This window comes from Bacillus sp. B25(2016b), assembly GCF_001679765.1.
In the GTDB taxonomy this organism is placed as follows: Bacteria; Bacillota; Bacilli; order Bacillales; family Bacillaceae_G; genus Bacillus_A; species Bacillus_A thuringiensis_K.
The window spans coordinates 503836-528892 of record NZ_CP016285.1 but is presented as its reverse complement, the minus strand read 5'-3'; the positions used below and the strand labels follow the sequence as shown (position 1 = coordinate 528892).

Genomic DNA, 25057 nt, shown 5'->3' with positions numbered 1-25057 from the left:
AATATATTAAAATAATAAGACGAATGTATTTTATTTGTAAATTTTAATATCACGCTATTTAAAATTAAAATAATATTTGGTATTATTTTATTGAGTCAATTTCAACAAAATCACCAATAAAAAAGAGGACGCGGGTCGCGTCCTCTTTTTTATAAATCTTTCACTCGTAATACACGCATTGCATTTAACACTGCAAGTAGTGTCACACCAACATCTGAGAAAACAGCTTCCCACATTGTTGCAATACCAAAGGCACCAAGTAATAAAACGATCCCTTTTACACCTAAAGCAAAGATAATATTTTGCCACACTATACTTCTTGTACGTTTTGCAATTTTTACAGCTGTCGCAATTTTTGAAGGCTCATCAGTCATAATAACAATGTCTGCCGCTTCAATTGCTGCATCTGATCCTAAACCACCCATTGCAATACCAACGTCTGCACGGGCTAATACTGGTGTATCGTTAATACCGTCACCAACGAAGGCAATTTTTTCTTTTCCGTGTTTCGCTGCATCAATTTTTTCAATCTCTTCTACTTTTTGTTGCGGTAGTAATTCCGCATGAACTTCATCTAAGCCTAATTCTTTACCGACAGCTTCACCAACTGGTTTTGCATCACCAGTTAACATTACTGTCTTTTTAATACCTAGTTCTTTTAACTTTTGAATCGCTTGTTTAGAATCCTCTTTTACCTCATCAGAGATAACAATATAACCTGCATATCTTCCATCTACAGCAACGTGAACTAATGTACCTACTGTTTCTGGTTGCTTAAATTCAATATTTTCTTTTCTCATTAATTTTGCATTACCTGCAAAAATTTCTTTTCCTTGTACTTTTACGACTGTACCGTGACCAGAAATTTCGTTATAATCATCGATTATTTTTTCATCAATTGATTTTCCATATGCCTTTCGAATAGATTGGGCAATTGGATGGTTAGAATATACTTCAGCAAATGCCGCATACTCTAATAACTCTTCACTTGTAGTACCTTCGCTCGGTTCCATTTTTGTAACTTTGAAAACACCTTTTGTTAATGTTCCTGTTTTGTCAAAAACAATATATTTTACATCATTTAAAGCTTCTAAATAGTTACTACCTTTTACTAACACACCACTTTTAGATGCACCACCAATACCTCCAAAGAATCCAAGAGGAATGGATACAACTAACGCACATGGACAAGAGATTACTAAGAACACTAAAGCTCTATAAATCCACTCAGAGAATGTAGCTCCTTCTAAAATAAGTGGTGGAATAAACGCCATGATCGCCGCTGTAATAACTACAACTGGAGTGTAGTAACGTGCAAACTTCGTAATAAAGTTTTCCGTTGGTGCTTTTTTACTGCTTGCATTTTGAACTAAATCTAAAATTTTTGATACAGTGGATTCACCGAATTCTTTTGTAACTTCAATTGTCAACACACCATTTTGGTTCACAAAGCCACTTAATACATCATTTCCAACTTCTACTTCACGTGGTACAGATTCACCTGTTAATGCTGAAGTATCTACCATTGATGTTCCTTCAATTACTTTTCCGTCTAACGGCACCTTCTCACCTGGCTTAACGACAATATAATCGCCAATTTGTACATCTTCTGGTGATACTTGTTTCGTTTCATTTCCAACCTTTACATTCGCATAATCAGGACGAATATCCATTAATGAAGTAATTGATTTTCGAGAGCGGTTTACCGCAATGCTTTGGAATAGTTCTCCTACTTGATAAAATAGCATTACTGCTACAGCTTCTGAGTATTGTTGAATTGCAAAAGCTCCTACAGTTGCAATTGCCATTAAGAAGTTTTCATCAAATACTTGGCCACGAGTTATGTTTCTTACCGCTCTCCAAACGATATCTCCACCTATTAATAAATAAGCAAGGACGAATAACGGAATTGTTACCATTTGTGGTAAGCCCGCTAATGCAGCAATTGCTGTCAAAATTCCGCCGACTACTAATCTCCCTACCATCTTTTTCACATTCGCTTCACCATGATCGTGACTATGTCCGTGGTCATGACCGTTTTTCTCTTCACGAACAACTTTCACATCTGGTTCTAACTTTTGAACGACATTTGTTATATTTGCTACAGTCGCTTCTAGTTCTCTTTTATTCGCAACTTCTACTCGTAATTTCTTCGATACGAAATCAACAGTTGCTTCTGAGACAGCTGGCATTTCCTTCACTTTATTTTCAATTTTCATTGCACAGTTCGCGCAATCTAAACCTTCTAATATAAATACTTCTTTAGCAATTTTATTTTTTTGTTCTTCTTGAACTTTAATATGCGGTTCTAATTTTGTAACGAGTTGTTTTGCTTCCGTAACAACTTCGTTTTCTTTATTTTGTGCTGTTTCTAAGATCATTGTCTTTGTTGCGAAGTTTACAGAACAAGAATTTACTCCTTCTATATTCCCAACACCTTTTTCAATTTTCATTGCACAGTTCGCACAATCTAAACCTTCTAACATCAGTTTCTTTTTCACCAATGCTTCAGCCATCGTTCTCCCTCCTCGCGTTCTTTTTATTCTTCTTCGTTTACGTGTTCAAACGCTTGCTCGAAGATATGAATTACGTGCTGGTCAGCTAACGAATAATAAACAACCTTTCCTTCTTTACGATTCTTCACAAGTTTCGCTTGCTTTAACACACGAAGCTGATGCGAAATAGATGATTGTGTCATTCCTAATAAATAAGCTAAATCACAAACGCACATTTCAGCTTCAAATAGCGCATGTAATATTCTCGTACGTGTACGGTCACCTAATACTTTAAATAGTTCTGCTACTTTACTTAAACTTTCATCAGTTGGAATTGTTTGTTTTACTTGCTCTACAACTTCTTCATGAATTATCGTTTGAGAACATGTCTCTTGTGGTGTTTCTACTTTATTTCCAGCCATTATAGCTCACCTCTTTAATTGAACATATGAACAATCATTCATATATCTTATACTCTTATTATATGAGCACCCACTCATATGTGTCAATGAAATCTGAATTTTTTTTATGAACATTCCGTTCACATTTTAATAAGTCGTATACATATTTTCCGCACTCTCTATATTCTCATACAAAAAAGGATGCACAATTCGCACACCCTTTTTTCATATTCCGACATAAAAATTCAACAAAGTAATATACATTCCCTTTATTTCAACAAAAGAAAAAGCCTTGCGCGCTCCCTAGACGCACAAGGCTTACTATACTTATATCCCTTTTAATTAGCTTGTTCTAAATTATCCTGCGAACTTCCATCGTCTTTTAAATGACTATGTTTTTTCGAATAAACAAAGTATACAACTACTCCGATTGCTAACCAAACACCGAAGTACATCCATGTTTTTAATGGTAGGTTTACCATTAAGAATAGACAACATGCAATTGAAATAATCGGTAAGATCGGTACAAGTGGTACCATAAATCCACGTTGTAATTTCGGATGTGTTTTACGAAGAATAATAACTGACACACCAACCATCGCAAATGTTAACAACGCTCCAATATTCGCTAAATTTGACAATTCTTTTAAATCGATAAATCCAGCAATTAAAGCACTACCAATTCCTGTTAACCAAACTGTAAATGTTGGTGCTTCTGTCTTTTTATTAATTTTCGCGAAAGATTCTGGCAATAAACCGTCACGGCTCATAGCGAAGAATACACGTGTCGTTGCATAAATGTAAGCAAAGATTACTGCCATAATACCAATTACAGCTCCAATTGCGATTATACCAGCTACTTTATCTTGTCCTACAACTTCTAACACATACGCCATCGCTTCCGGTACATCTAGCTCTTTATAAGAAACCATACCCGTCATAACGAGACAAACTACAACATAAATGATTGTACAAATGACTAACGAAGCGATAATACCAATCGGTAGATCACGTTGCGGATTTTTTACCTCTTCAGCAGAAGTTGCTAATGCATCAAATCCTAAGAAAGCAAAGAATACTGCTGCTCCCCCCGCGAAAACTCCACTTAAACCGTACGGTGCAAATGGTATCCAGTTTTCTGGTTTCACGTAGAATACACCAACTGCAATGAATAAAACAACGATACCAATTTTAATTAATACCATTATGTTATTCACACGTTTACTTTCTTTCGTACCTCTTGATAATAACCAAGTTATAACTAATGTAACGATAACTGCTGGTAAATTCACCATACCACCTTGAGACGGAATCGTTAGCAGTGCTTTTGGAATTTCAAGCCCTAATCCACTCACTAAGTTATGGAAGTAACCAGTCCATCCGCCAGCTACTGCGGCAGTCGTTACAACATATACGGATAGTAATGTCCATCCCATTAAATGAGCTACAAACTCACCAATTGTTGCATATGAGTATGTGTACACACTACCTGAAACAGGAAGTGTAGAAGCAACCTCTGCGTAACATAATGCTGCAAATCCACAAACGATGGCTGCAATCATAAATGAAAAAATAACTGCTGGACCAGCATCTCTTGCTGCTACTAATCCAGTTAATACTAGAACTCCTGTACCAATTATCGCACCAATCCCTAGCATTGTTAGGTCAAATGCCCCTAGCGTTTTCGTCAAAGTTTTACTTTTACTTTCCCCTAACAATTGCGTAACGGATTTCTTTTTAAATAGGTTGGCCACGATGTATGCCCCCTTTTGCCAAGAAGAGCTAAGAGATCTTCACTCTTAGCTCTTATCATGTTGTTTTATATATTGTTCGATTTTGTTTTGTATAATGCTTCTATTAGCAAGATACTGTTTCTGCTTCTAATAATTCTTTAGCACCTTTGTACTCTACACCGTGAGCTTCTGCAACTGCTTCAAATGTTACATAGCCATCTAATGTGTTAATACCTTTTAATAATGCAGTGTTGCCTAGGCAAGCTTCTTTGTAGCCTTTGTTAGCAATTTGTACTGCATATGGTACTGTTACGTTTGTTAATGCAAGAGTTGATGTACGTGGAACCGCACCTGGCATGTTTGCAACTGCATAATGAACAACGCCGTGTTTTTCATAAGTTGGGTTATCATGAGTTGTAATACGATCAGTTGTTTCGAAAATACCACCTTGGTCAATCGCGATATCTACAACAACAGAACCTGGTTCCATTGATTTAATCATTTCTTCTGTTACAAGTTTTGGAGCTTTTGCACCTGGGATTAATACTGCACCGATTACAAGATCAGACTCTTTAACAGCTTCTGCAATATTGTAAGGATTAGACATTAAAGTTTTTACTTGGTTTCCGAAAATGTCATCTAATTGACGAAGACGTTCTGCGCTTAAGTCGATGATTGTTACATCCGCACCTAGTCCAACTGCAATTTTAGCAGCATTTGTACCAGCTTGTCCACCACCGATGATTGTTACTTTACCACGTTTAACCCCTGGAACACCTGCAAGTAAGATACCTTTACCGCCTTTGTTCTTCTCAAGGAATTGTGCACCAATTTGTGCAGCCATACGACCAGCTACTTCACTCATAGGTGCAAGTAATGGTAGAGAACGGTTTTCTAATTGTACTGTTTCATATGCAATAGAAACAACTTTCTTTTCGATTAATGCTTTTGTTAATTCTGGTTCTGGAGCTAAGTGTAAGTATGTGAATAAGATTAAACCTTCGCTGAAGTGTTTGTATTCGCTTTCAATTGGTTCCTTAACTTTCATAACCATTTCCATGTTCCAAGCTTCTTCAGCTGTATCAACAATTTTTGCTCCTGCTTCAACATACTGAGCATCTGTGAAACCAGATCCTAAACCTGCACCCTTTTGAATGAATACTTCGTGATTGTTACGAATTAAATGTACAACACCTGCTGGTGTCATTGCCACACGGTTTTCGTTGTTTTTAATTTCTGCTGGTACCCCAATACGCATAATGAAATGCCCCCTTATAATTAACAGAAAAAAGAAAGTCTTTTTTCTTTTTGTAATAATTAATAACTTATGTCCTTATTCTAGCATAACTTAAAAGTTATGAAAACGCTAACATACCATTTTCCTAAAGTTTTTATATTTAGAATAGTGTAAATATAAAAAACATTGATTCTATTAGGGGTTTCGTGTCATTCCATTATCTTTCACTCTATTTTTATTATACTGCTTCAAAATAAACAGCAATCATTTATTATTTGACAATAATGTAACAATGTAAGAAACCTAAGCGATAACGTATACATATACAGTTATTACTTTACTCAATACTTTAGAAATATATTCTTTTCACAAAAAAACAACTGCTAGCATTTAGCTAGCAGCTGGGTAACTTATAAATAACTTAGAAAATAAATCGTCTGTCGTTTCAGTAATTTTATCAAACAGATCACTTTCTTCCGCTTCTTGCTCTTTTAACATCTTAATTGTTTCACGTGCATCTTCAGGATAGTCGGTAATGATACCATCTACGTTTAATTTATAATATCCCTTTAAACTTTCCATATCATTTACCGTCCATACGTAAATTGGCTTGTTTAACTTCCTTGCTTCTTTTACTAGCTTCTTATTTAACATATATTCTTCTGCTACGTAAAAGTCAGCCTTCACATTCTTTAAGTTGGCTCTACTTGCATACAGTATATATCCGACTTTTATATCTGAATTTGCACGCTTAAACTCTTTAATAAGCGGGTAATGTAACGTTTGAATAACACATTGCTTCTCAAATTCATTATCTTTAATCGTTTTTAATACTTTATTTACAAAATCTTTTTCGCCACCATGAAGCTTCACTTCAATATTAAGTTTGATTTTTCCCTTAGCCAGCTTAATGATTTCATCAAGTGTACTTATTTGTCCTGAAAACCCATCTTGACTAAGAGTAAGCTGTCTTAACTCGTCCATCGTTAAATCCGAAACATGAACATTAGCATTGGCAAGACGTTTTAGCTTCAAATCATGTATAACTGCTAGTTCACCGTCTTTCGTTTGCAGTACATCAATTTCAGCATAATCTGCTTTCGCATCAATAGCTCCCTGCACAGCTTCTTTCGTATTCTCTACACCTTTTGAAATATAACCACGATGAGCCATAATAATTGGCTCTTTATATGTGTTTGTAATAAAGGTCACAATGAAGGCAACTACCATTCCCGCAGTAATAATCCCTACAATATATACGCCAATAAATTTCCAACGATGTTTTTGGAAGAAACATTTATCTGCTTTCGTTTTCGAATAATCTAATCCTTCTTCTAATAAAACATCCTCAACCGGTACCTTTTGTAAGTATAATCGCGTAATCGCCATAATATAAAATGGCGTCACGATAAAGCTGAATAAATACAATGTGCTCGTTAAAAATACAGAAATCGTTGATTCAGCTAATAATGCAAATGTTCCTTTCGGGTTTGTAAATTCATAAACACCCCATAGACACAATAAATATATTCCTAAAAACACGACATATACAATTCCAATTGAAATAAAAAACCCTACTAAAAAGAATAGTACTTTAAAAAAGCTTTCCTTTACTAAAGTTGCACTTTTACGTGCTGCCACGCGAAATGGTTTTTGCTCTAAAACAACAATAGGTAGAACGAAAATCCATCGAAGATTCAAATACGCGACTACAGCAAAGAACGTGTAATAACCAACTTGTCCCATCGTTGTCTTAAACAGTTCTCCTGTAATAAAGTTAGGAATTTGAATTTGTGGGATTAATGCCGTTTCATATCCCATATTTAAAAGAGGCAACAATACGACAGCATATAAAATAAATCCTGGTAAGCAATATGTGAAAAGAGTAGGTAAATACGTTACCGTTTTATATAAAATCGGACGTAATTTCACCTTCTGTCTTTTATGAGCGAAATACGAAATAATAATAAGCACCGCAAATTCTGTAAAGATAAGAAACAGTGCTAACAATGATAAAATTACGATTGCTAAGATCCCATAAGGCGTCTTTAAAAACGCTAATAATTCATCATTTGTCGCATTTGCATAACCACCAAAATACAATAACTTATTAAAAATGATTCCAAATAGTGGAACAAACACAATCGCTGCTAATAATTTATAAGCAAGTTGAAAAGTTAATACATTCCAAAAAGCAAATTTAACTGTTTGAAAGGAATGTCCTATTACTCCTGGTATAGATAGTTTTTTACGGTGTTGCATATATTCCTCCACATTCTAAAACGATATTTGAGATGGATTCCATATTTCCAGTTCTAATCCATCTTTTTAATAATAATATATTCCGCTTAACATGAACACTCTTATACATATAATGAAAAAAGTGATGGCTACTTCCCATCACTTTTTCATTTATTCTATTTTTTCTCTAGCCCTTGTCCAAATGCTTTCAAGAAACTAAAACCGAATGTAATAGCTCTATTGATATCTGGATCTTTTAATACTTTAAAGAAATCCATCACTTTTGTTTTTTTACCACTATTTAATTCATCTGTTGCAAATTGCAATCCTGTAACTAAACTGGACGTAATTTGCTTCGTTATTTCTGGGTCAACTGAAGATAACGCTTCTCCTGCCCCCATCATATTGTTGAGTGCATTTTTAACTGGTTCACGATTTAATTGCTCCACAGCGATTTTTGAAACATCTTCCTTCGCAGCAAGTAAACTAATCGCTGCATCTAATATACCAGCCTTCTGCAACTGTGCTAAAAGCTGCATCGTTTCTTCTACTGCTTCACGATTATTAGATAGCTCATTTAGAAGTTCATCTGCTAATTGCTGTTTCTGTTCTTCCTCTGTTACAACTTTCTTTTTAATTATAGTAATTTCTTTCGCCACTATCTCCGCCCCCTAGTCCACAAGTGATACGTATTGTTTTCTTTGCCATTTTTGCTCGATTTCAACACCGTTTTGCGGATTACGCTTTTTATCTCTCGGGTTTGAAGATGGTAACGGACGATTCCCTTTTTCACGTAGTACACGCATCTTTACCATCGTTTGTTTGTACGCTGGTGTACACGTATAAAGATCTGTCGCCGTTCCAGTTAAAATATTGATTGCCTCTTCATTTACCGTTGCATGCATCGGTAAATATAGCTCTTTCCCCGTTACACGATCTGTAACAAGTGCCTGTACTTTAATTTTCCCAAATGGTGATGCTAATTCTACAAGGCCACCATCTTTCACATTGCGCTCTAGGGCAAGTTCAGGCGAGATTTCAACGAACACTTCAGATACTTTAGATAAAATACCAGCCGATTTATTCGTCATATTTCCTTCGTGGAAATGTTCTAACATACGTCCATTATTTAAAAGTAAATCATACTCATCTGGCGCTACAACTGGTGGTACCCATTCATCTAATGATAGACGAGCTAGTTTATCTGGGAAGTTAAATCCATGCACATATAATAGCGGTGTATCGCTACCATCATGGCTACCCCAACATAAACTATTCCATCCTTCTAAACGATCGTATGTTGCCTGAGAATATAAAGGTGCAAGCGATGCGATTTCATCCATGATTTCACTTGGACTTTCATAATTCCAGTCCCCGCCAAGTGCACGAGCTACTTTTTGTAAAATCCACCAGTCTGGTTTTGAATCACCAAGCGGCTTCAATACTTCATATAATCTTTGAATACGGCGCTCTGTATTCGTAAATGTTCCCTCTTTTTCTAAGCTTGGTGCTGCCGGTAAAATAACATCAGCAAAACGAGCTGTTTTCGATAAGAACATATCTTGAACAACAAGGAAATCTAAATTCGCTAAAATATGTTGTACATGGTTGGCATTCGAATCTACTAAAGCCATTTCTTCACCCATAACATACATACCACGCAGTTTTCCTTCATCTGCCGCAAGTAACATTGCAATATTATTTAAGCCTGGTGCTTTCGGAATTGTAGTACCGTATGCTTTTTCAAATTTCGCACGGAGCGCATCATCTGAAACCGCTTGGTAACCCGGAAGCCAGTTTGGTAATGTTGCCATATCACAAGCGCCTTGTACGTTATTATGTCCGCGTAATGGGTATGCTCCTGCACCAGGACGACGATAGTTACCCGTAACAAGCAATAGATTTGAAATTGCTGCTGAAGTTGTACTTCCTCCCGTATTTTGCGTTACACCCATTCCCCAAAGCACACAAGTACCATCTGCTTCATATACCATACGAGCCATTTCTTTCAGATTTTCTTTCGAAATCCCCGTGATTTCTTCTGTATAATCAAGCGTATACTTTTCTACCATTTTGCTATATTCATCAAAATTCTTCACATTTTCAGCTATGAACTTTTTATCGTGCCAATCTTGATCAATAATATATTTCGTAATACCAGCGAGCCATACGTAATCAGTTCCTTGGCGAGGATGAATGAATAAATCCGCACGCTCTGCCATTTCATGTTTACGAAGGTCCGCCACAATTAATTTTTGGTCATGTAATTTATGTGCACGTTTTACACGCGTTGCAAGTACAGGATGTCCTTCTGTTGGATTTGCTCCAACGATAATGACAAGGCCTGCTTCCGCAATATCTTTCACTGTTCCAGCGTCCCCGCCCATACCGACAGTTTTAAATAAACCGTCTGTTGCTGGAGATTGACAATAACGGGAACAGTTGTCTACATTATTCGTTCCATATATTTGACGGGCTAGTTTTTGCATAAGATAATTTTCTTCATTCGTTACTTTCGAAGAAGAAATAAATCCAAATGCATCACTTCCATATTCTGATTTAATATGCTGCATATTGGATGCAACAACTTCAAGAGCCTCTTCCCATGAAGCTTCAACAAACATATCTCCTTGGCGAATTAATGGCTTCGTAATGCGATCTTCACTATTTACAAAATCCCATCCAAATTTGCCTTTTACACATGTGGAAATACCGTTAACCGGCGCATCTGAAACAGGCTGTACTTTCAAAATGTGGCGGTCTTTCGTCCATACTTCAAATGAACAACCTACACCACAAAATGTACAAACTGTTTTTGTTTTATTCACTTTCGTCTTACGCATCGCAGCCTCTACTTCTGAAACTGCTAAAATACTACTATATCCAGGTTCTACATCCTTTACAAAATCAATCATCGGGTCTAACACATCCGGTTTCAATCCTGTCATGAATCCAGCTTCACCCAGCATTGTTTTTTCCATTAACGCATTACATGGACATACTGTTACACACTGCCCACAACTTACACAAGATGAGTCATTTATACTTACACCATTGTCCCATATAACACGTGGACGGTCTAAGCTCCAATCAATCGATATAGTTTCATTCACTTGTAAGTTTTGACACACTTCTACACACTGCCCACAAGCAATACATTGATTTGGATCATATCGATAAAATGGATGTGACATATCCACTTCACACGCACTTACTTTCGGCTCATACGGATATTTCTGTTCCTCAATCCCCATCATATGTACTGTATTGTGGACTTTACAGTTACCATTATTGTTATCACAAACAGTACAATACAATAAATGATTCTCTAATATCCGATCCATTGCCTCAGTCTGTGCCTCTTTTGCACGCTGGGACTGTCTTTCAATATGCATACCATTCTCTAATTTCGTTGAACAAGCACGCATTAACTTCCCATTTACTTCTACAATACACGTATCACAAGTTTGAATTGGATCTACTTCTGGTACATGACAAATTTGAGGATGTTCCAAATTACTCTCGTTAAATAATTGTAGTATCGTCTTTTCACCTGATGCAGAAAATTCTTTACCATCGACGGTTACACGGACTGTCTGTTCTGCCATAGTTTCCCCTCTCCTTACAACCAACTGTACAACACAATTATGAATCCGTTTTCAAAATCGCATTACTGTACATATTTTTGAAACGCTCTACCCAAATACTTTCTTATGAAGTCGATTCTAGATGTTATAAGGTATAACTACGAAAGCTTGAAATTATCACTATTCTACAGTTCTATTATATCGTACATATACAATAATAACCAAAATAATCTGTGATCTTCTTGTTAATAGGTGTTTTTATTTTTTCCATTGTTTTATGATAAATGTGGGAGAGAAATACATATAAAAGGGGAATTTAATATGGGGCCTACGCAAGAGACTTATACAATTGTACGCTATCAATCTGGTACATTTTCAAAACAGCTTGATGAGATTGTTACAGAATCTCCTATTACTATTAAGTTGAATGGTGAAGAATATGTAACAGTCGTATGCACACCAAATTATATTGAAGATATGGTAATTGGTTTTTTAATTTCTGAGGGGATTATTTCTTCCTATAAAGATGTTGAAGAACTATGGGTTCAAAAAGATAACGGAATTGTCCATGTAAAATCATCAAAAGTGAATCCGCTCTATCAAACTTTATATAATAAACGATACATCACTTCTTGCTGCGGAAAAGGTAGACAAGGTTTTATTTTCGTAAACGACGCAGCAAAAGCAAAAGACTTACATGATATACATGTAAAAATTACTCCTGAAGAATGCTTTTACTTAATGAATACTTTACAACAATCTTCCACTACCTTTCGCCAAACTGGTGGTGTTCACAATACCGCGCTATGTGATCGAAACAATATCCTCCTATCAAGAATGGATATTGGAAGACATAATGCATTAGATAAAATATATGGTCATTGTTTGCGTAACGATATATCGATTAAAGGAAAAATCATCGCATTTAGCGGACGTATTTCATCCGAAATTTTACTCAAAGTTTCAAAAATCGGATGTGAAATTGTTCTATCTAAATCCGCTCCAACAAAACTGGCATTGCAACTTGCCCATGATTTAGGCATTACAGTCGTAGGGTTTATTAGAAATGAATCTTGTAATATTTACACACATCCAAAACGAATTGATGGCTATCAATCCAATGTTTAAAAAATAACTCCTCAATCGAGGAGTTATTTTAGTTATAAAAATGTAACATATTAAACACTTGAATAGTTAACAAAGTTAATATATAATTTCATTACATAATTAAAACAAAACATTGTAGCATATATCTTTTCATTCTTTTACAAATTAAAAGAGAATACTAACAAAACATATACTCAATCTTATAAAAGTAATGGATTTATTTGAAATCCACCAGGGAGGTTACAACTATGGAAATTCGCTTATTAACAACAGAGGACGCAGAAATATATTTAAAAGTTTGTATGGAAGGTTTAACGAAGAATCCGGAAGCTTTTAGCTCTTCTTATGAAGATGTTCTTAAACATGAAAATCCTGTGGCTGCTATGGCTAAACGATTAAGCAATCCGGATAAGTATACTCTAGGTGTCTTCAAAGATAATGATTTAATTGGTATCGCTACTTTAGAAACAAAACCATTTATTAAACAAGAACATAAAGCAAAAATTGGCTCCGTTTTTGTTTCTCCAAAAGCACGTGGTCTCGGAGCAGGACGAGCTCTAATTAAAGCAATTATTGAAAATGCCGATAAATTACATGTAGAACAACTTATGCTCGATGTTGTAGTTGGTAACGATGCAGCAAAAAAATTATATGAGTCATTAGGTTTCCAAACTTACGGCGTACAAGAGCGTTCATTAAAACATAACGGTCAATATTGGGACGAGGAACATATGGTTCTGTTCTTAAATGATTAATACTTCAATATAAGGTGAAACTTTACTCAGTGGGGGAGTTTTCCAAAAGCATCTTTCTTAATAAGAAAGATGTTTTTTCATTACAACAATGTAATCTTCATGTCACCTTTATCGATCGTACCAAACCTTTCCATTCATTATACTAAAAATATAAAGTGAAACTTTACTCAGTGGGGAACTACATCCCACGCTGATCGCATGTACTTGATATGTAGAGGAGAATGTGACATGAAACAAAACAAACGAGCTATGCTTTTAATATTTACTACAGCAATTGTAACTTCTGGATTAGCAATTTTACCTTGGTTTATCATATGAACACTCCCCCACTTAGCAAAGCTTGAAGTGGGGGTTTCTAACGTTTCGACCTAACGGATAATTAACGTCAGGGGAGTTAACACATTAGCGAGCTGTTTCACGCCTAACCCCTCTATCCCATTTGTCCATGCATTTGGGATTACTTTTCGTAAAATGTTAGCCGCAGCATTTACATCTGCATTAATTAAAGTTTTATTTGCTGAACGATATATGCCGCGCTCTATTCGTTTTCCTGAAAAAGTTGTATTTTGGTCATTTTCTCCATACGTTGGAATGAAGTCGTTATCCAGAAAACTTGCTTTCGATGTATATGATTCTTCAGTTACAACAACTTGAATGCCTACAGCATTTGCTTTGTATGTAATCATTTGAATCAGTAAATTATGCGGGATATAACAAAACGATTGGTTATTTCTTTTTCCCATATTCGTTTCTTGTTTCCAACTTTTGTTTTGACCAATAACGATTTTACAAACTTCTTCTTCTTGAGCTAGTTTTACGATGTGGTGACTAACTTTATGGAAGACATCTTTTATTTTCAAGTAACGTTTTTGATGAAGTTTTTCTATCCTTTTAGAAGTAAAAGGTCCTTTATTAGTTTGTTTTCCATTTCTAAGAATACTTGTAAAATGACTCCTCATTTTATTGTAATATTGATTTATGCTTTTGACATGTTTGCCCTTAACAAGGACAGGTTTCATACCTGTGTTTGTTACGATGGTTGCAAGGTTATCAATCCCTAAATCAATACTCATATAACGAGCATTCTCTTCAATCATTTGTTGTTCAGAAGGAACATCAATTACCAATTCCACTACATATTCATTGTATTTTGGAATCACACGAACTTGTTTCAGTTTACCTTCAGTGAAACCTAGTTTCCCAATATTTAATTGCAATTTCGTCTTTGGAAACTTTAAAAATCTACCGTTTTTAATGATGCAATCTTGGTTTGTATACAGAATCTCTTTTTCAGAAGAACGAATATACTTTGGAATCCTAGGCATTCCAGCATATTTGTTTGGATTCTTTTTATAGTCTTTTAAACTAGCAAAAAAAGATTTCCAATTTTGGAACAAACCTTTCATGATTGACTGGCTACATTGCGTAGGCAAAGCTCGATAATCATTTTGAATCATAGCCTTAAATAGTGCATCTAGAAAGTTGTAATCTACATAAGGTTTTTCAAAATTAGGTTCTGAAAACAAATTACATTTAATCTCTTTCTGTTCTTCTTTAGGCTTTAAATTCTCTTTTTCCAATTTCTTCTGATAGGCAAGAAGTTGTGTGTCATTCATCTTACCAATATTTTTATGAATATTATCCAGAACTTCTTTTTGCAAAGGCTGTAACTCTTTTTCTTGTGTTAATCCAGTGTACACCTGACGTATATAAAAGTTTGTGGTGTTGTACATGTTCTTAGCATTATGACAACATTCTTGAAAATAAGAATACATACGATGCCCTTTTTTAATCCAAATTTGAAGAGTTTTATAGTTTGATGGATTTTCCTTTGTCATTTTATTCACCTCCTTGTTAAGGATATTATAGCAAAACTAGAACGTATGTTCTCTCTATTTTTTTGAAAATGAAATATTTTTTTCGATTCACCTCACCACCTTCACTTACGGAGTCCTCTCGAAAGGCATAATAGAAATACTCCCCTAACAATGAAAAAAGCTGATTGCTTCTTAAGAAGCAATCAGCTTTTTTTATATTATAAAATCCCCAAAATTTTATTTACGCAACTTATAATAATAACCATAGATACGGCAACGCACATGACAACCGTATTACGATCTTGCTTTTCTTTTTTTGAAATTTCTTCTTTTGGATTCATGTGTATGATCTCCTTTTTAAAAAAAGTGTGAGATAGGAAATTTTTCTTATCCGATGCGAGGTGAATACGAAAACCCTCTCTATCTCACATACACAATAGAATGGAATTGTCATTTTATAAATAAAATGACATGACGTTATGTCGCAACATAGGGTATTTTGTGTCGCTACGTTTTCTATTATAAAAAATAGTTGTGCAAAACTAGTGCATTTTTTATGTCAATTACTCTGAGCGAAAAATAACTCTTCCACTCAATCACATAAAAAGAGTTTTTTATTATTTTCATGTAAACTATATAAGTAGAATGAACAGTTTGGGGTGCACAAGATTATGGTAAAAATTTTATTAGTAGACGATGAAGAACGTATGTTACGATTATTAGATCTGTTCTTAAGCCCTCGCGGCTATTTTTGCATGAAAGCTACCTCTGGCCTTGAAGCACTAAATTTAATCGAACAAAAAGAATTCGATATTATTTTATTAGATGTTATGATGCCAAGTATGGATGGATGGGATACTTGCTATCAAATCCGTCAAATTTCCAACGTTCCTATCATTATGTTAACAGCTCGCAACCAAAACTACGATATGGTGAAAGGCCTCACGATGGGCGCAGATGATTATATTACAAAACCATTTGATGAGCATGTATTAGTCGCACGAATCGAGGCTATATTACGCCGTACAAAAAAAGATGGTTTTGTTAGTTTCAATGGTATTGAGTGGGATAAAACGAAACATACTGTCACAGTTTATGATGAAAAAATCTCGCTAACTCCTATCGAATTTTCGTTACTCGGACTATTTTTGCAAAATACAAACCGAGCTTATAGCCGAGATGATTTAATCGAAAAAATTTGGGGCTATGAAACAGATATCGAATATAGAACAATTGATTCACACATTCGTAATATCCGTGATAAACTACGCAAAAAAGGATTTCCGATTGAAGATTACCTAGAAACGGTCTATAAAGTCGGATATAAATGGAAAAGTGAATAATTACTTCGGTCAGTGGGAAATCGTATACCACTGACTCTTTATTATGGATAAGGTATGGTGAAAAAATGAGTAAACTTTCCCTTAAAATTGGGACATACTTTTTAATATTAGCTTTATGTATTGAAACAATTGCTTTCGTATCTTTTTATAAAAGCCTTTCAAAAATACGTATTGAAGAGGAAACAGATGCTCTTTTAGAGAAAGGTAATCGCTATAGTAAAAAAATTAAAAGCCGCGAGAGACGGGATGAATATTATAAAGAAATGAAACACGCTGAACATAATAAAAATCCTAAACGTCCTGTGTACCCTGAGTTCGATATTACGAATGAGGCTGCACACTTAGTTGAATCGGAATCAATTTCTAACTCCGATATAGCTATCATTATTACTGACCATAACGGCAAAATTATTTCCACCTCAGAACCCGTAACAAAAGATATGCAAAAACAACTTACTTGTAAAACAGAAACTGTCCCAGACGGCGGGTTGGTCGTTGAAAGGAACTGGAAAAAATCAAAGTTCATCACAGCAGTAAGCCCACTTAACACAACAAAGTTTCAAGGAAAGCTATATATGTTATTAAAAACATCTTTCCTAGAAAATATGTTACTTAAACTCATGAACCAATTTCTTATCATTAGCGTTTTAACAATTATTTTAACAACAATTTCTGTCTTTGTTTTTTCACGCGTTATTACAGAACCACTTGTAAAAATGAAGAGAGCGACAGAAAAAATGTCAAAATTAAACAAGCCAATTCAATTAGGTATTAAACGAAATGATGAACTCGGAAGTTTAGCAAAAACAATTGAAGATTTATCGAGTGAACTTACGTATATGAAAAAAGAGCGCAATGAATTTCTCGCTAGTGTCGCTCATGAACTATTAACTCCATTGACCTATATGAAAGGTTATGCGAAGGTAGCAAAGAGAGACTCTTTAACAAAAGAGGAGCGAGAAGAATACTTACAAATCATTGAGGATGAAACGGATAGTGTAACCGATCTCGTCCAAGATTTATTTATGCTTGTACAATTAGAACAACACCAATTTGTTATAAAAAAACAAAAAGTGCTTCTTCAGCCATTTTTAGAACGAATGGTAGAAAAAACAAAAACAACATTAACAAATAAGCAAATGCAACTTCATGTATATTGCAAAGATGATTTAGAAGTTTGCATAGACGAAAGACGTATGGAACAAGTTATGTTAAATTTATTACACAACGCTTATCAACATTCGCCAGAAAACACATCCATTACGATACGTGTACTCATGGAAACAGATTCTTTTACAATAAGTGTACAAGATGAAGGTGAAGGTATTCCTGAACAAGATATCCCGCATATTTTTGACCGTTTTTATCGTGTTGATAAATCCAGAACACGAGCTACAGGCGGAAAAGGTATCGGGCTAGCTGTTGCAAAAGAAATTGTAGAATTGCATAACGGTTCTATTCTAGTAACAAGCCAATTAGGAGCGGGAACAAACTTTATAATCGATATACCTTTTGAATAATATGCGTGTGAAAACACCAGTAGTAGTAAACACTACTGGTGTTATTTTGTTCATAAAAACAGCTTATATAAGCTAAGCTTTTGAAATTATTCTTATTTCAATATAAAATAAAGATACATTTGTCAAAGATTTGGAGGGTGATATAATTGGATATCCATGTATTAACAAAAGACGAAGCAGAAATTTACTTAGAACTTCGCGTAGAAGGATTAAAGCAAAACCCTGAAGCATTCAGCTCTTCTTATGAAGATATTATTAATAAAGAGTGTGCGATTGAATATAAAGCACAAAAATTAGCACAAGATGAAAACTATACGCTAGGTGCATTTAAAGATGGGAAATTAATCGGGGTTGCAACACTGGAAACGAAACCATATGTAAAACAAGAACATAAAGCTAAAATCGGTTCTGTATATGTTTCTCCAAAAGCACGCGGACTTGGAGCAGGAAAAGCACTTATTAAAGAATGTCTTGAACTTGCTAAATCTTTAGAAGTAGAACAAGTTATGCTTGATGTTGTTGTTGGCAACGATGGAGCAAAAAAACTTTATGAGTCATTAGGTTTTAAAACATTCGGTGTACAAGAACGTTCATTAAAATATAACGGACAATATTGGGACGAAGAGCATATGGTCTTATTCTTAGATGAAAATAAATAATAAAAAACATCCTCATGTTTGGAGGATGTTTTTTACTTTCTTGTAAACCATGCCTTGTGTAATAATTGAATCGCTTTCGCAATTTCTTCCTCTGATAATATCGCAAACCCAAGCAAAACTACATTCTCAGGCGCCGTACCATCTTTATAGTACGTAGACACAGGATATATTTTGATACTATATTTCGCAGCTTCTTGAATTAATTCTTCTTCCCGCATTCCATTATGCACTTTTAATAAAATGTGTAATCCCGAATCTTCTCCTATCACTTCAACACGATTAGAGAAATACTTCTCTATTTCAAAAACAAGTCGATCTCTCTTCTTTCGGTAGACGACACGCATTTTATGAATATGTTTTTCCCAATAGCCTTCATTTAAAAATCTTCTAATCACTTCTTGGTCCATTCTTGAAACACTTTGTGTATAAAATAAATATTGCTGTTGATACTTTTTAATTAATTTCTTCGGCAACACCATATAGCTCATCCGTAGCGATGGCAATAATGCTTTAGATAGCGTCCCCATATAAATAACTTTCCCCTCTGTATCTAACCCTTGCAGCGCCGGTATAGGCTTTCCAGAATAGCGAAATTCACTATCATAATCATCTTCAATAATATACCTGCCCTCTTCTTTCTTTGCCCATTGTAAAAGCTGCATCCTTCTCGTAATAGGCATAATCATTCCATTTGGAAACTGATGGGAAGGTGTAACAAATACAACATTCGCATTGCTATTTTCTAAATCTGCAATACAAATTCCATCTCTATCTAAAGATAACATTTGGACTCTTGCTTCTCCCTGTTCAAAAACAACCATCTTCCTATGATACCCTGGGTTTTCAACTGCATAATTGCTTCCCTTTAACAATTGAAACAATAGTTTCACTAATATTTGTGTTCCCGCTCCTAATACAATTTGACTAGCTGAACAACGCACACCTCTAGATTCATACAAATAATTCGTAATCTCTTCTCTTAAGCTCGCTTCCCCTTGAGGGTGTCCTAGAAAGAGAAGTTCGTTATTATGCGGCTGCCATACTTCATTTACAATTTTCCGATACATATTGAATGGAAAAGCATTTGTATCAATTCCTGTTTGTGTAAAGTCAAATTTATAACTCTTCTCCTGAAACGGTACTTCTTCTATTCTCTCTCCGCTATCCTCTACATGAACCATTTGCTCAATCTTGCATACAAAATAACCTTTTCTCGATATCGGCTCAATATAACCTTCTGCAAGTAATTGTTCGTACGCTGCCTCTACTGTATTTTTACTTACTTGTAAATGTATCGCTAACTTTCGCTTAGCTGGTAATTTCGTAAAAGGGACAATCGATCCATCTTTAATTTCTTTTTTTATATACTCATACAATTGCACATATAATGCCTTTTTACTATTCATATTTAAATTAGGCGTTAATTCTAACATAATATCTGACCCCTTAATAAAACTAAAATCTGATACTTTTTACAGTACCAGAAGTTATATATAATTCCTTTTATCATGTCACACATAAAAAATCAAATACTGGAGAGGAGAAACATGATAATGAACAATGTTAAACGTATCGGACTCATTATGATTATTACAGGGGCTACATTATGGGGATTATCTGGTCCAATGATTCAGTGGCTATTTCAGCATACTAATGTATCCTCAATTGATTTTTTAACAATTCGATTGTTGCTTGCAGGAATATTTATTTTGTCTTTCTTACTTATAAAGAAACAAAACATATTTCAAATTTGGAAACACCCTAGATATTCTATACAACTTATTATTTTCTCTATTCTCGGCATGCTTGGTGCGCAATACGCCTTTATCGAAACGGTTCATATTAGTAATGCAGTCACAGCAACGCTATTTCAATTTCTAGGTCCTGTTCTTATTACCATGTATGTTGCATTTGAACAAAGAAAATTCCCTGCTCCCATGCAACTATTCGCAATTATAGCCGCGCTAATAGGAACATACTTTATTATTACAAATGGCTCAATTGAAAATATTGTTTTATCCAAAGAAGCTATTATTTTTGGACTATTAACAGCAATCGGATTTGCATTTTATACCCTTCATCCGGCTTCTCTCATTAAAGAATGCGGGACAACTGTAGTAATTGGTTGGGGGATGTTAATCGGAGGAATTGTACTACTTATTTATAATCGTTCATTCGGGTGGAATCAATTTTCACAAACTCTTACACTAAAAACCTTTTCTATGCTTATTCTTATCATTATTAGTGGTACCCTTTCTTTCCTTCTATATATCGGTAGTCTTAAATATTTAGCAGCAACAGAAACAAGCATTTTATCTAGCATTGAACCCCTTGTAGCTGCCATCGTTTCAATCACTTGGCTAAATGAATCTTTTGGAACATATCAATTATTAGGCGGCGTATGTATCGTTCTGTCCGTTATTTTTTTGACGATGCCTCAAAAAGAAACCGAACCACCCTATACAACTGAACAAGTATAATGTGAAACTTTAATTAGTTGGGGCTATCTCCCACTAATTATTAACCTACACCAATCGGGCTTTTACGGGATAAAAAATGTCAAAAGAGGTCGTACAAAACTTACGACCTCTTTTTATACTTTAAAGGAATTGTCCCGCCTTCTAGCAAATACAATTACACTAACAATAAAAACTAGGAGTGTGGCACCATGAAAAAAATCGGAACTATGCTACTTCTCTCCTTTCTCATCACTGGATGCACACAAGCACAATCTGATTCAAAAGCATCTAAAACTGAAGCTGTCGCAACGTCATCCACCCAAGTGAACGCACCTTCCTTCTTTCACCTTAGTGTTTTAAAAGATGTAAATTGGGAAGAAGCCCCCTCATTCATAGACGGAAAAATACCTTTAAAAGGCGTCGAAGGAAAAATCGCAATGGCTGATAATCCTATTATCGCAAATGAACAAAATGAAATAATGTGGTACTTTCTAGATTCTGAAATACCAACTGGAAAATTGTCTATTATTGCGCTAAAACAAGGATCTGTAACTCCGACACAAGTACTCTTTCAAAAAGAAACTTCCAAACAAACTTGGACTACTTCAAATACAATCGATTCTACTACAAACGAACTCCCTCTCACTATGTCACTACCTTCATCTGGATTATGGTTATTAAATATATATGTGAATGAAAAATATTATGATCAGTTTGTAATCACTGCTGAGTAAAGTGACAAAAATAAACCACTTTCTTACAACAATGTAATTTCTACGTCATGTACTTCGATAGTTGAATTATCTCTCTTCTCTTATACTTAAAGTAAGAAATGAAACGAGGAGAGATGAGAGATGAAAAAAATGATAGAAGTGATCGTAGCAGTAACTGAGGTTTTAGTGAATGGTAAACAAGTTGCAATGGAATTAAATAAATAGTGAAGAAACATAAATAATTCTACACTTCTTCATTATTTTGATTTCTTATCTCAAAAAAGCAGTGCCTTTTAGGCACTGCTTTTAGCTATTAATAACGTGGTATTTTCGTAATTTGCGCCACGCCTGAATCAATAGCTGCTTTCGCTACTGCTTCTGCAACACTTGGAACAACTCTTTTATCTAATGGATTTGGGATTACATAATTCGCATTACGTTCTTCGTCAGTAATGATGTTAGCGATCCCATATGCTGCCGCTAATTTCATCTCTTCTGTAATATCAGTTGCGCGCACATCTAACGCACCGCGGAATATTCCGGGAAACGCCAATACATTATTTACTTGATTCGCATAATCCGAGCGTCCAGTTCCTACTACAGCTGCCCCAGCCTCTAATGCATCCTCAGGGAAGATTTCTGGAATTGGATTAGCCATTGCAAACACAATTGCTTTCTCATTCATCGTCTGCACAAGTTCTTTCGTTAATACGTTAGGAGCAGATACGCCAATAAAAATATCAGCTTGGTGAATCGCTTCTTTTAACGTTCCACGCACATGTTCACGATTTGTCTTTTTTGAAACTTCAATTTGCGCTTCGTTCATCCATGTTTCACCTTCACAAACAATACCTTCTAAGCTAACTAGCGTAATGTGCTTTGCACCAGCCTTTAATAATAATTTTCCAATTGCAATTCCTGCCGAGCCCGCACCGTTAATAACGATTTTCACATTATCCATTTGTTTGCTAACAACTTTTAATGCATTAATAACAGCTGCTAAAACGACAATAGCTGTTCCATGTTGATCATCATGAAATACAGGAATATTCGTTTCTTCTTTTAATCGTTTTTCAATTTCAAAACAACGCGGTGCTGCAATATCTTCTAAATTAATCCCTGCAAATGTAGGCTCTAAATTTTTTACAAGGGTAACGATTTCATCTACATCCGTTGTGCCTAAACATAATGGGAAAGCATCTACATTAGCAAATTTCTTAAACAAAATACTTTTTCCTTCCATAACAGGCATAGCCGCTTTTGGTCCAATGTTTCCTAAGCCGAGTACCGCTGTTCCATCTGAAACAACTGCCACCATATTGCCACGTGCTGTATAGTCATACACTGTTTCTTCATCTGCCGCAATTGCTTTACAAGACTCCGCTACACCTGGTGTATACGTCAGGCTTAAATCATACGCTGAATTTACCTCAACTTTACTTGTAATTTCAATTTTCCCTACTAATTCTTTATGCAATAACAATGATCTTTCATTAATTTGATTTGCTAACATACTTATAATCTCCCCTTAATTTGACAAGCTAGCTATATGAATATAGCTAGCTTGTTTGATCATGAAAACATCTTTAATAATATTGTCGCCGTTACAACCATTGCCGCCCCGCCTAAACGAGTCGAAATTTGCGCGAACGGCATTAATTCCATACGATTTGAAGCCGATAAAATAGCAACATCTCCAGTTCCGCCTAAACCGCTATGACATCCAGTTACAATCGCCGATTCAACTGGATACATCTTCATCACTTTCCCTACAAGAAAACCTGATGCTACCATTGTAAGAACAACCGATGCGCACACAACAACATATCCTACTGAAAGAACTGCTGCTACGTCTTTTAACGGAATATACAGCAATCCTAATCCAACCATTAAAGGCCAAGTTAAATTCTTCGAAATAAATTTATATAAATGGAATGCTCCTTGCTCCATTTTTGCTGGCATTAATTTAAAGTATTTCACAAGTGCTGCTGAGAAAATCATAATAATTGCCCCAGGAATACCGATGAACTTAGAAGCAAATCCTCCGAAGATGAAGAACGTACACGCAATTAATAAACCTGCTCCCATTAATGAGAAGTCAATTGGTTTCTCTGTATTTTGTTCTTTTAATAATTCTGCTTGATTGTCTGTTTTCACTAATACACCGTTACCACTAAGCTCCGGTTTCTTTTCACCTAAACGCTTCATATACCCTGCACTTACAATTGCGAACATATTTCCAATAATAGCTGCTGGAATAAGCTGTGATACAAACGTTGCTGATGATTCATTTAAAATATCACTATAAGCTAGCGACAATGGTAAAATCCCTTCCCCGATACCGCCACTCACAATTGGTACGATGATAAAGAAGAATGTCTGCTTCATTTCAAATCCAAATAATGAACCGACCAATAATCCTACTGCTACAGAAGCTAACGTCCCTACTACTAAAGGAATAAACATGCGAACGAAACCTTGTACTAACACTTTACGGTTCATTCCTAAAATACTTCCGACTACTAAACAAGAAATATATAAATATAAAAAGTTCGATTTTTTCATTAACATAGTCGCAGCTTCCATTGAAGCTGGATTCATCCAGTTAAAAAATACAAGTAATGATGGAATAAATAACGAAAGTATTGCTGGACCGCCGATATTTTTTAAAATTGGAATTCTCATCCCAATATCGCCTAAGAAAATCCCCATGATCATAATAACTGCAAATCCACCAATCATATCTGCTGGCAATTTATTATATACAGATGCCCCATAAATAATAGCAGCCAATACTACATATAACGGTAAAGGTATAACACCGATTTTTACATTCATAATTTTAGAAGCGAAAGATTCTCTTTGTACTTCATTTCCTTCAGAAAATGATACCGCTTCCACATTCTTTTGAATTCCCATATGGCACCCCCTCGTTTTCTTAATAACAATATTAAAACGCTTTCAATAGTAAAAATAGTTTTTGTAAGTTT

19 protein-coding genes are annotated in these 25057 nt (G+C 35.1%); 7 read left to right on the top strand and 12 right to left on the bottom strand.

The features are described from left to right. Nucleotides 1-149 precede the first annotated feature (149 nt). From BAQ53_RS02775 to fdhF, 7 genes are all read right to left on the bottom strand, one after another. Nucleotides 150-2516 (bottom strand): heavy metal translocating P-type ATPase, encoded by a 2367-nt coding sequence (locus tag BAQ53_RS02775; protein ID WP_089149519.1) that lies wholly within the window; start codon nt 2514-2516, stop codon nt 150-152. 23 nt (nt 2517-2539) lie between these two features. Further along, complete coding sequence (locus BAQ53_RS02770; protein ID WP_000918378.1) at nt 2540-2917, bottom strand: ArsR/SmtB family transcription factor; 378 nt, start codon at nt 2915-2917, stop codon at nt 2540-2542. Between the two features lie 317 nt (nt 2918-3234). Then, a complete protein-coding gene (locus BAQ53_RS02765; RefSeq protein WP_001284891.1) occupies nt 3235-4650 on the bottom strand; it encodes an amino acid permease in 1416 nt (471 codons plus the stop codon). A 103-nt stretch (nt 4651-4753) separates the two neighbouring features. Next, the gene (gene ald, locus BAQ53_RS02760; RefSeq protein ID WP_001219744.1) at nt 4754-5887 is read right to left on the bottom strand and encodes an alanine dehydrogenase; all 1134 of its coding nucleotides are present in this window, start codon (nt 5885-5887) and stop codon (nt 4754-4756) included. Between the two features lie 369 nt (nt 5888-6256). Then, nucleotides 6257-8128 (bottom strand): glycerophosphoryl diester phosphodiesterase membrane domain-containing protein, encoded by a 1872-nt coding sequence (locus tag BAQ53_RS02755; RefSeq protein ID WP_001164702.1) that lies wholly within the window; start codon nt 8126-8128, stop codon nt 6257-6259. A gap of 155 nt (nt 8129-8283) precedes the next feature. Continuing rightward, nucleotides 8284-8766, bottom strand: a complete 483-nt coding sequence (locus BAQ53_RS02750) for a helical membrane plugin domain-containing protein (RefSeq protein ID WP_001040507.1) — start codon at nt 8764-8766, stop codon at nt 8284-8286. A gap of 12 nt (nt 8767-8778) precedes the next feature. Next, on the bottom strand, nt 8779-11715 hold the full coding sequence (fdhF, locus tag BAQ53_RS02745) for a formate dehydrogenase subunit alpha (RefSeq protein WP_000840683.1): 2937 nt from the start codon (nt 11713-11715) through the stop codon (nt 8779-8781). 300 nt (nt 11716-12015) lie between these two features. Here fdhF and fdhD point away from each other — a divergent pair, with 300 nt between their 5' ends. Further along, on the top strand, nt 12016-12822 hold the full coding sequence (gene fdhD / locus BAQ53_RS02740) for a formate dehydrogenase accessory sulfurtransferase FdhD (RefSeq protein WP_000529231.1): 807 nt from the start codon (nt 12016-12018) through the stop codon (nt 12820-12822). A gap of 227 nt (nt 12823-13049) precedes the next feature. Next, nucleotides 13050-13556, top strand: coding sequence for a GNAT family N-acetyltransferase (locus tag BAQ53_RS02735; protein ID WP_000405883.1), 507 nt, complete (start codon nt 13050-13052; stop codon nt 13554-13556). Between the two features lie 368 nt (nt 13557-13924). On the opposite strand, the gene BAQ53_RS02730 is transcribed toward BAQ53_RS02735, so the two are convergent. Both BAQ53_RS02730 and BAQ53_RS26350 read right to left on the bottom strand, forming a co-directional pair. Beyond that, nucleotides 13925-15394 (bottom strand): RNA-guided endonuclease InsQ/TnpB family protein, encoded by a 1470-nt coding sequence (locus BAQ53_RS02730; protein WP_046946734.1) that lies wholly within the window; start codon nt 15392-15394, stop codon nt 13925-13927. A 197-nt stretch (nt 15395-15591) separates the two neighbouring features. Beyond that, complete coding sequence (locus BAQ53_RS26350) at nt 15592-15714, bottom strand: hypothetical protein (protein ID WP_001068392.1); 123 nt, start codon at nt 15712-15714, stop codon at nt 15592-15594. A 330-nt stretch (nt 15715-16044) separates the two neighbouring features. Between BAQ53_RS26350 and BAQ53_RS02725 the strand changes: the two genes are divergently transcribed. The 3 genes from BAQ53_RS02725 to BAQ53_RS02715 all read left to right on the top strand — a co-directional run bounded on the left by BAQ53_RS02725 (nt 16045) and on the right by BAQ53_RS02715 (nt 18895). After that, complete coding sequence (locus BAQ53_RS02725) at nt 16045-16716, top strand: response regulator transcription factor (RefSeq protein ID WP_000238960.1); 672 nt, start codon at nt 16045-16047, stop codon at nt 16714-16716. Between the two features lie 65 nt (nt 16717-16781). Beyond that, nucleotides 16782-18236: a HAMP domain-containing sensor histidine kinase gene (locus BAQ53_RS02720; RefSeq protein WP_000041020.1), complete on the top strand. Its 1455-nt coding sequence runs from the start codon at nt 16782-16784 to the stop codon at nt 18234-18236. Nucleotides 18237-18382: 146 nt separating this feature from the next. Beyond that, nucleotides 18383-18895 (top strand): GNAT family N-acetyltransferase, encoded by a 513-nt coding sequence (locus BAQ53_RS02715; RefSeq protein WP_000351212.1) that lies wholly within the window; start codon nt 18383-18385, stop codon nt 18893-18895. 32 nt (nt 18896-18927) lie between these two features. On the opposite strand, the gene pdxR is transcribed toward BAQ53_RS02715, so the two are convergent. Continuing rightward, nucleotides 18928-20328, bottom strand: a complete 1401-nt coding sequence (gene pdxR, locus BAQ53_RS02710; RefSeq protein ID WP_000891869.1) for a MocR-like pyridoxine biosynthesis transcription factor PdxR — start codon at nt 20326-20328, stop codon at nt 18928-18930. 120 nt (nt 20329-20448) lie between these two features. On the opposite strand from pdxR, the gene BAQ53_RS02705 reads away from it, so the two are divergent. Beyond that, entirely contained in the window at nt 20449-21375 is a 927-nt protein-coding gene (locus tag BAQ53_RS02705; protein WP_001067022.1) for a DMT family transporter, read from the top strand. 188 nt (nt 21376-21563) lie between these two features. After that, nucleotides 21564-22088 (top strand): DUF4871 domain-containing protein, encoded by a 525-nt coding sequence (locus BAQ53_RS02700; RefSeq protein ID WP_000719689.1) that lies wholly within the window; start codon nt 21564-21566, stop codon nt 22086-22088. A 292-nt stretch (nt 22089-22380) separates the two neighbouring features. Here BAQ53_RS02700 and BAQ53_RS02695 read toward each other — a convergent pair whose 3' ends face one another. Together BAQ53_RS02695 and BAQ53_RS02690 are read right to left on the bottom strand one after the other, a co-directional pair. Then, nucleotides 22381-23580, bottom strand: a complete 1200-nt coding sequence (locus tag BAQ53_RS02695; protein ID WP_000880787.1) for an NAD(P)-dependent malic enzyme — start codon at nt 23578-23580, stop codon at nt 22381-22383. A gap of 59 nt (nt 23581-23639) precedes the next feature. Beyond that, the gene (locus BAQ53_RS02690) at nt 23640-24986 is read right to left on the bottom strand and encodes a 2-hydroxycarboxylate transporter family protein (RefSeq protein ID WP_000512725.1); all 1347 of its coding nucleotides are present in this window, start codon (nt 24984-24986) and stop codon (nt 23640-23642) included. Nucleotides 24987-25057 lie beyond the last annotated feature (71 nt).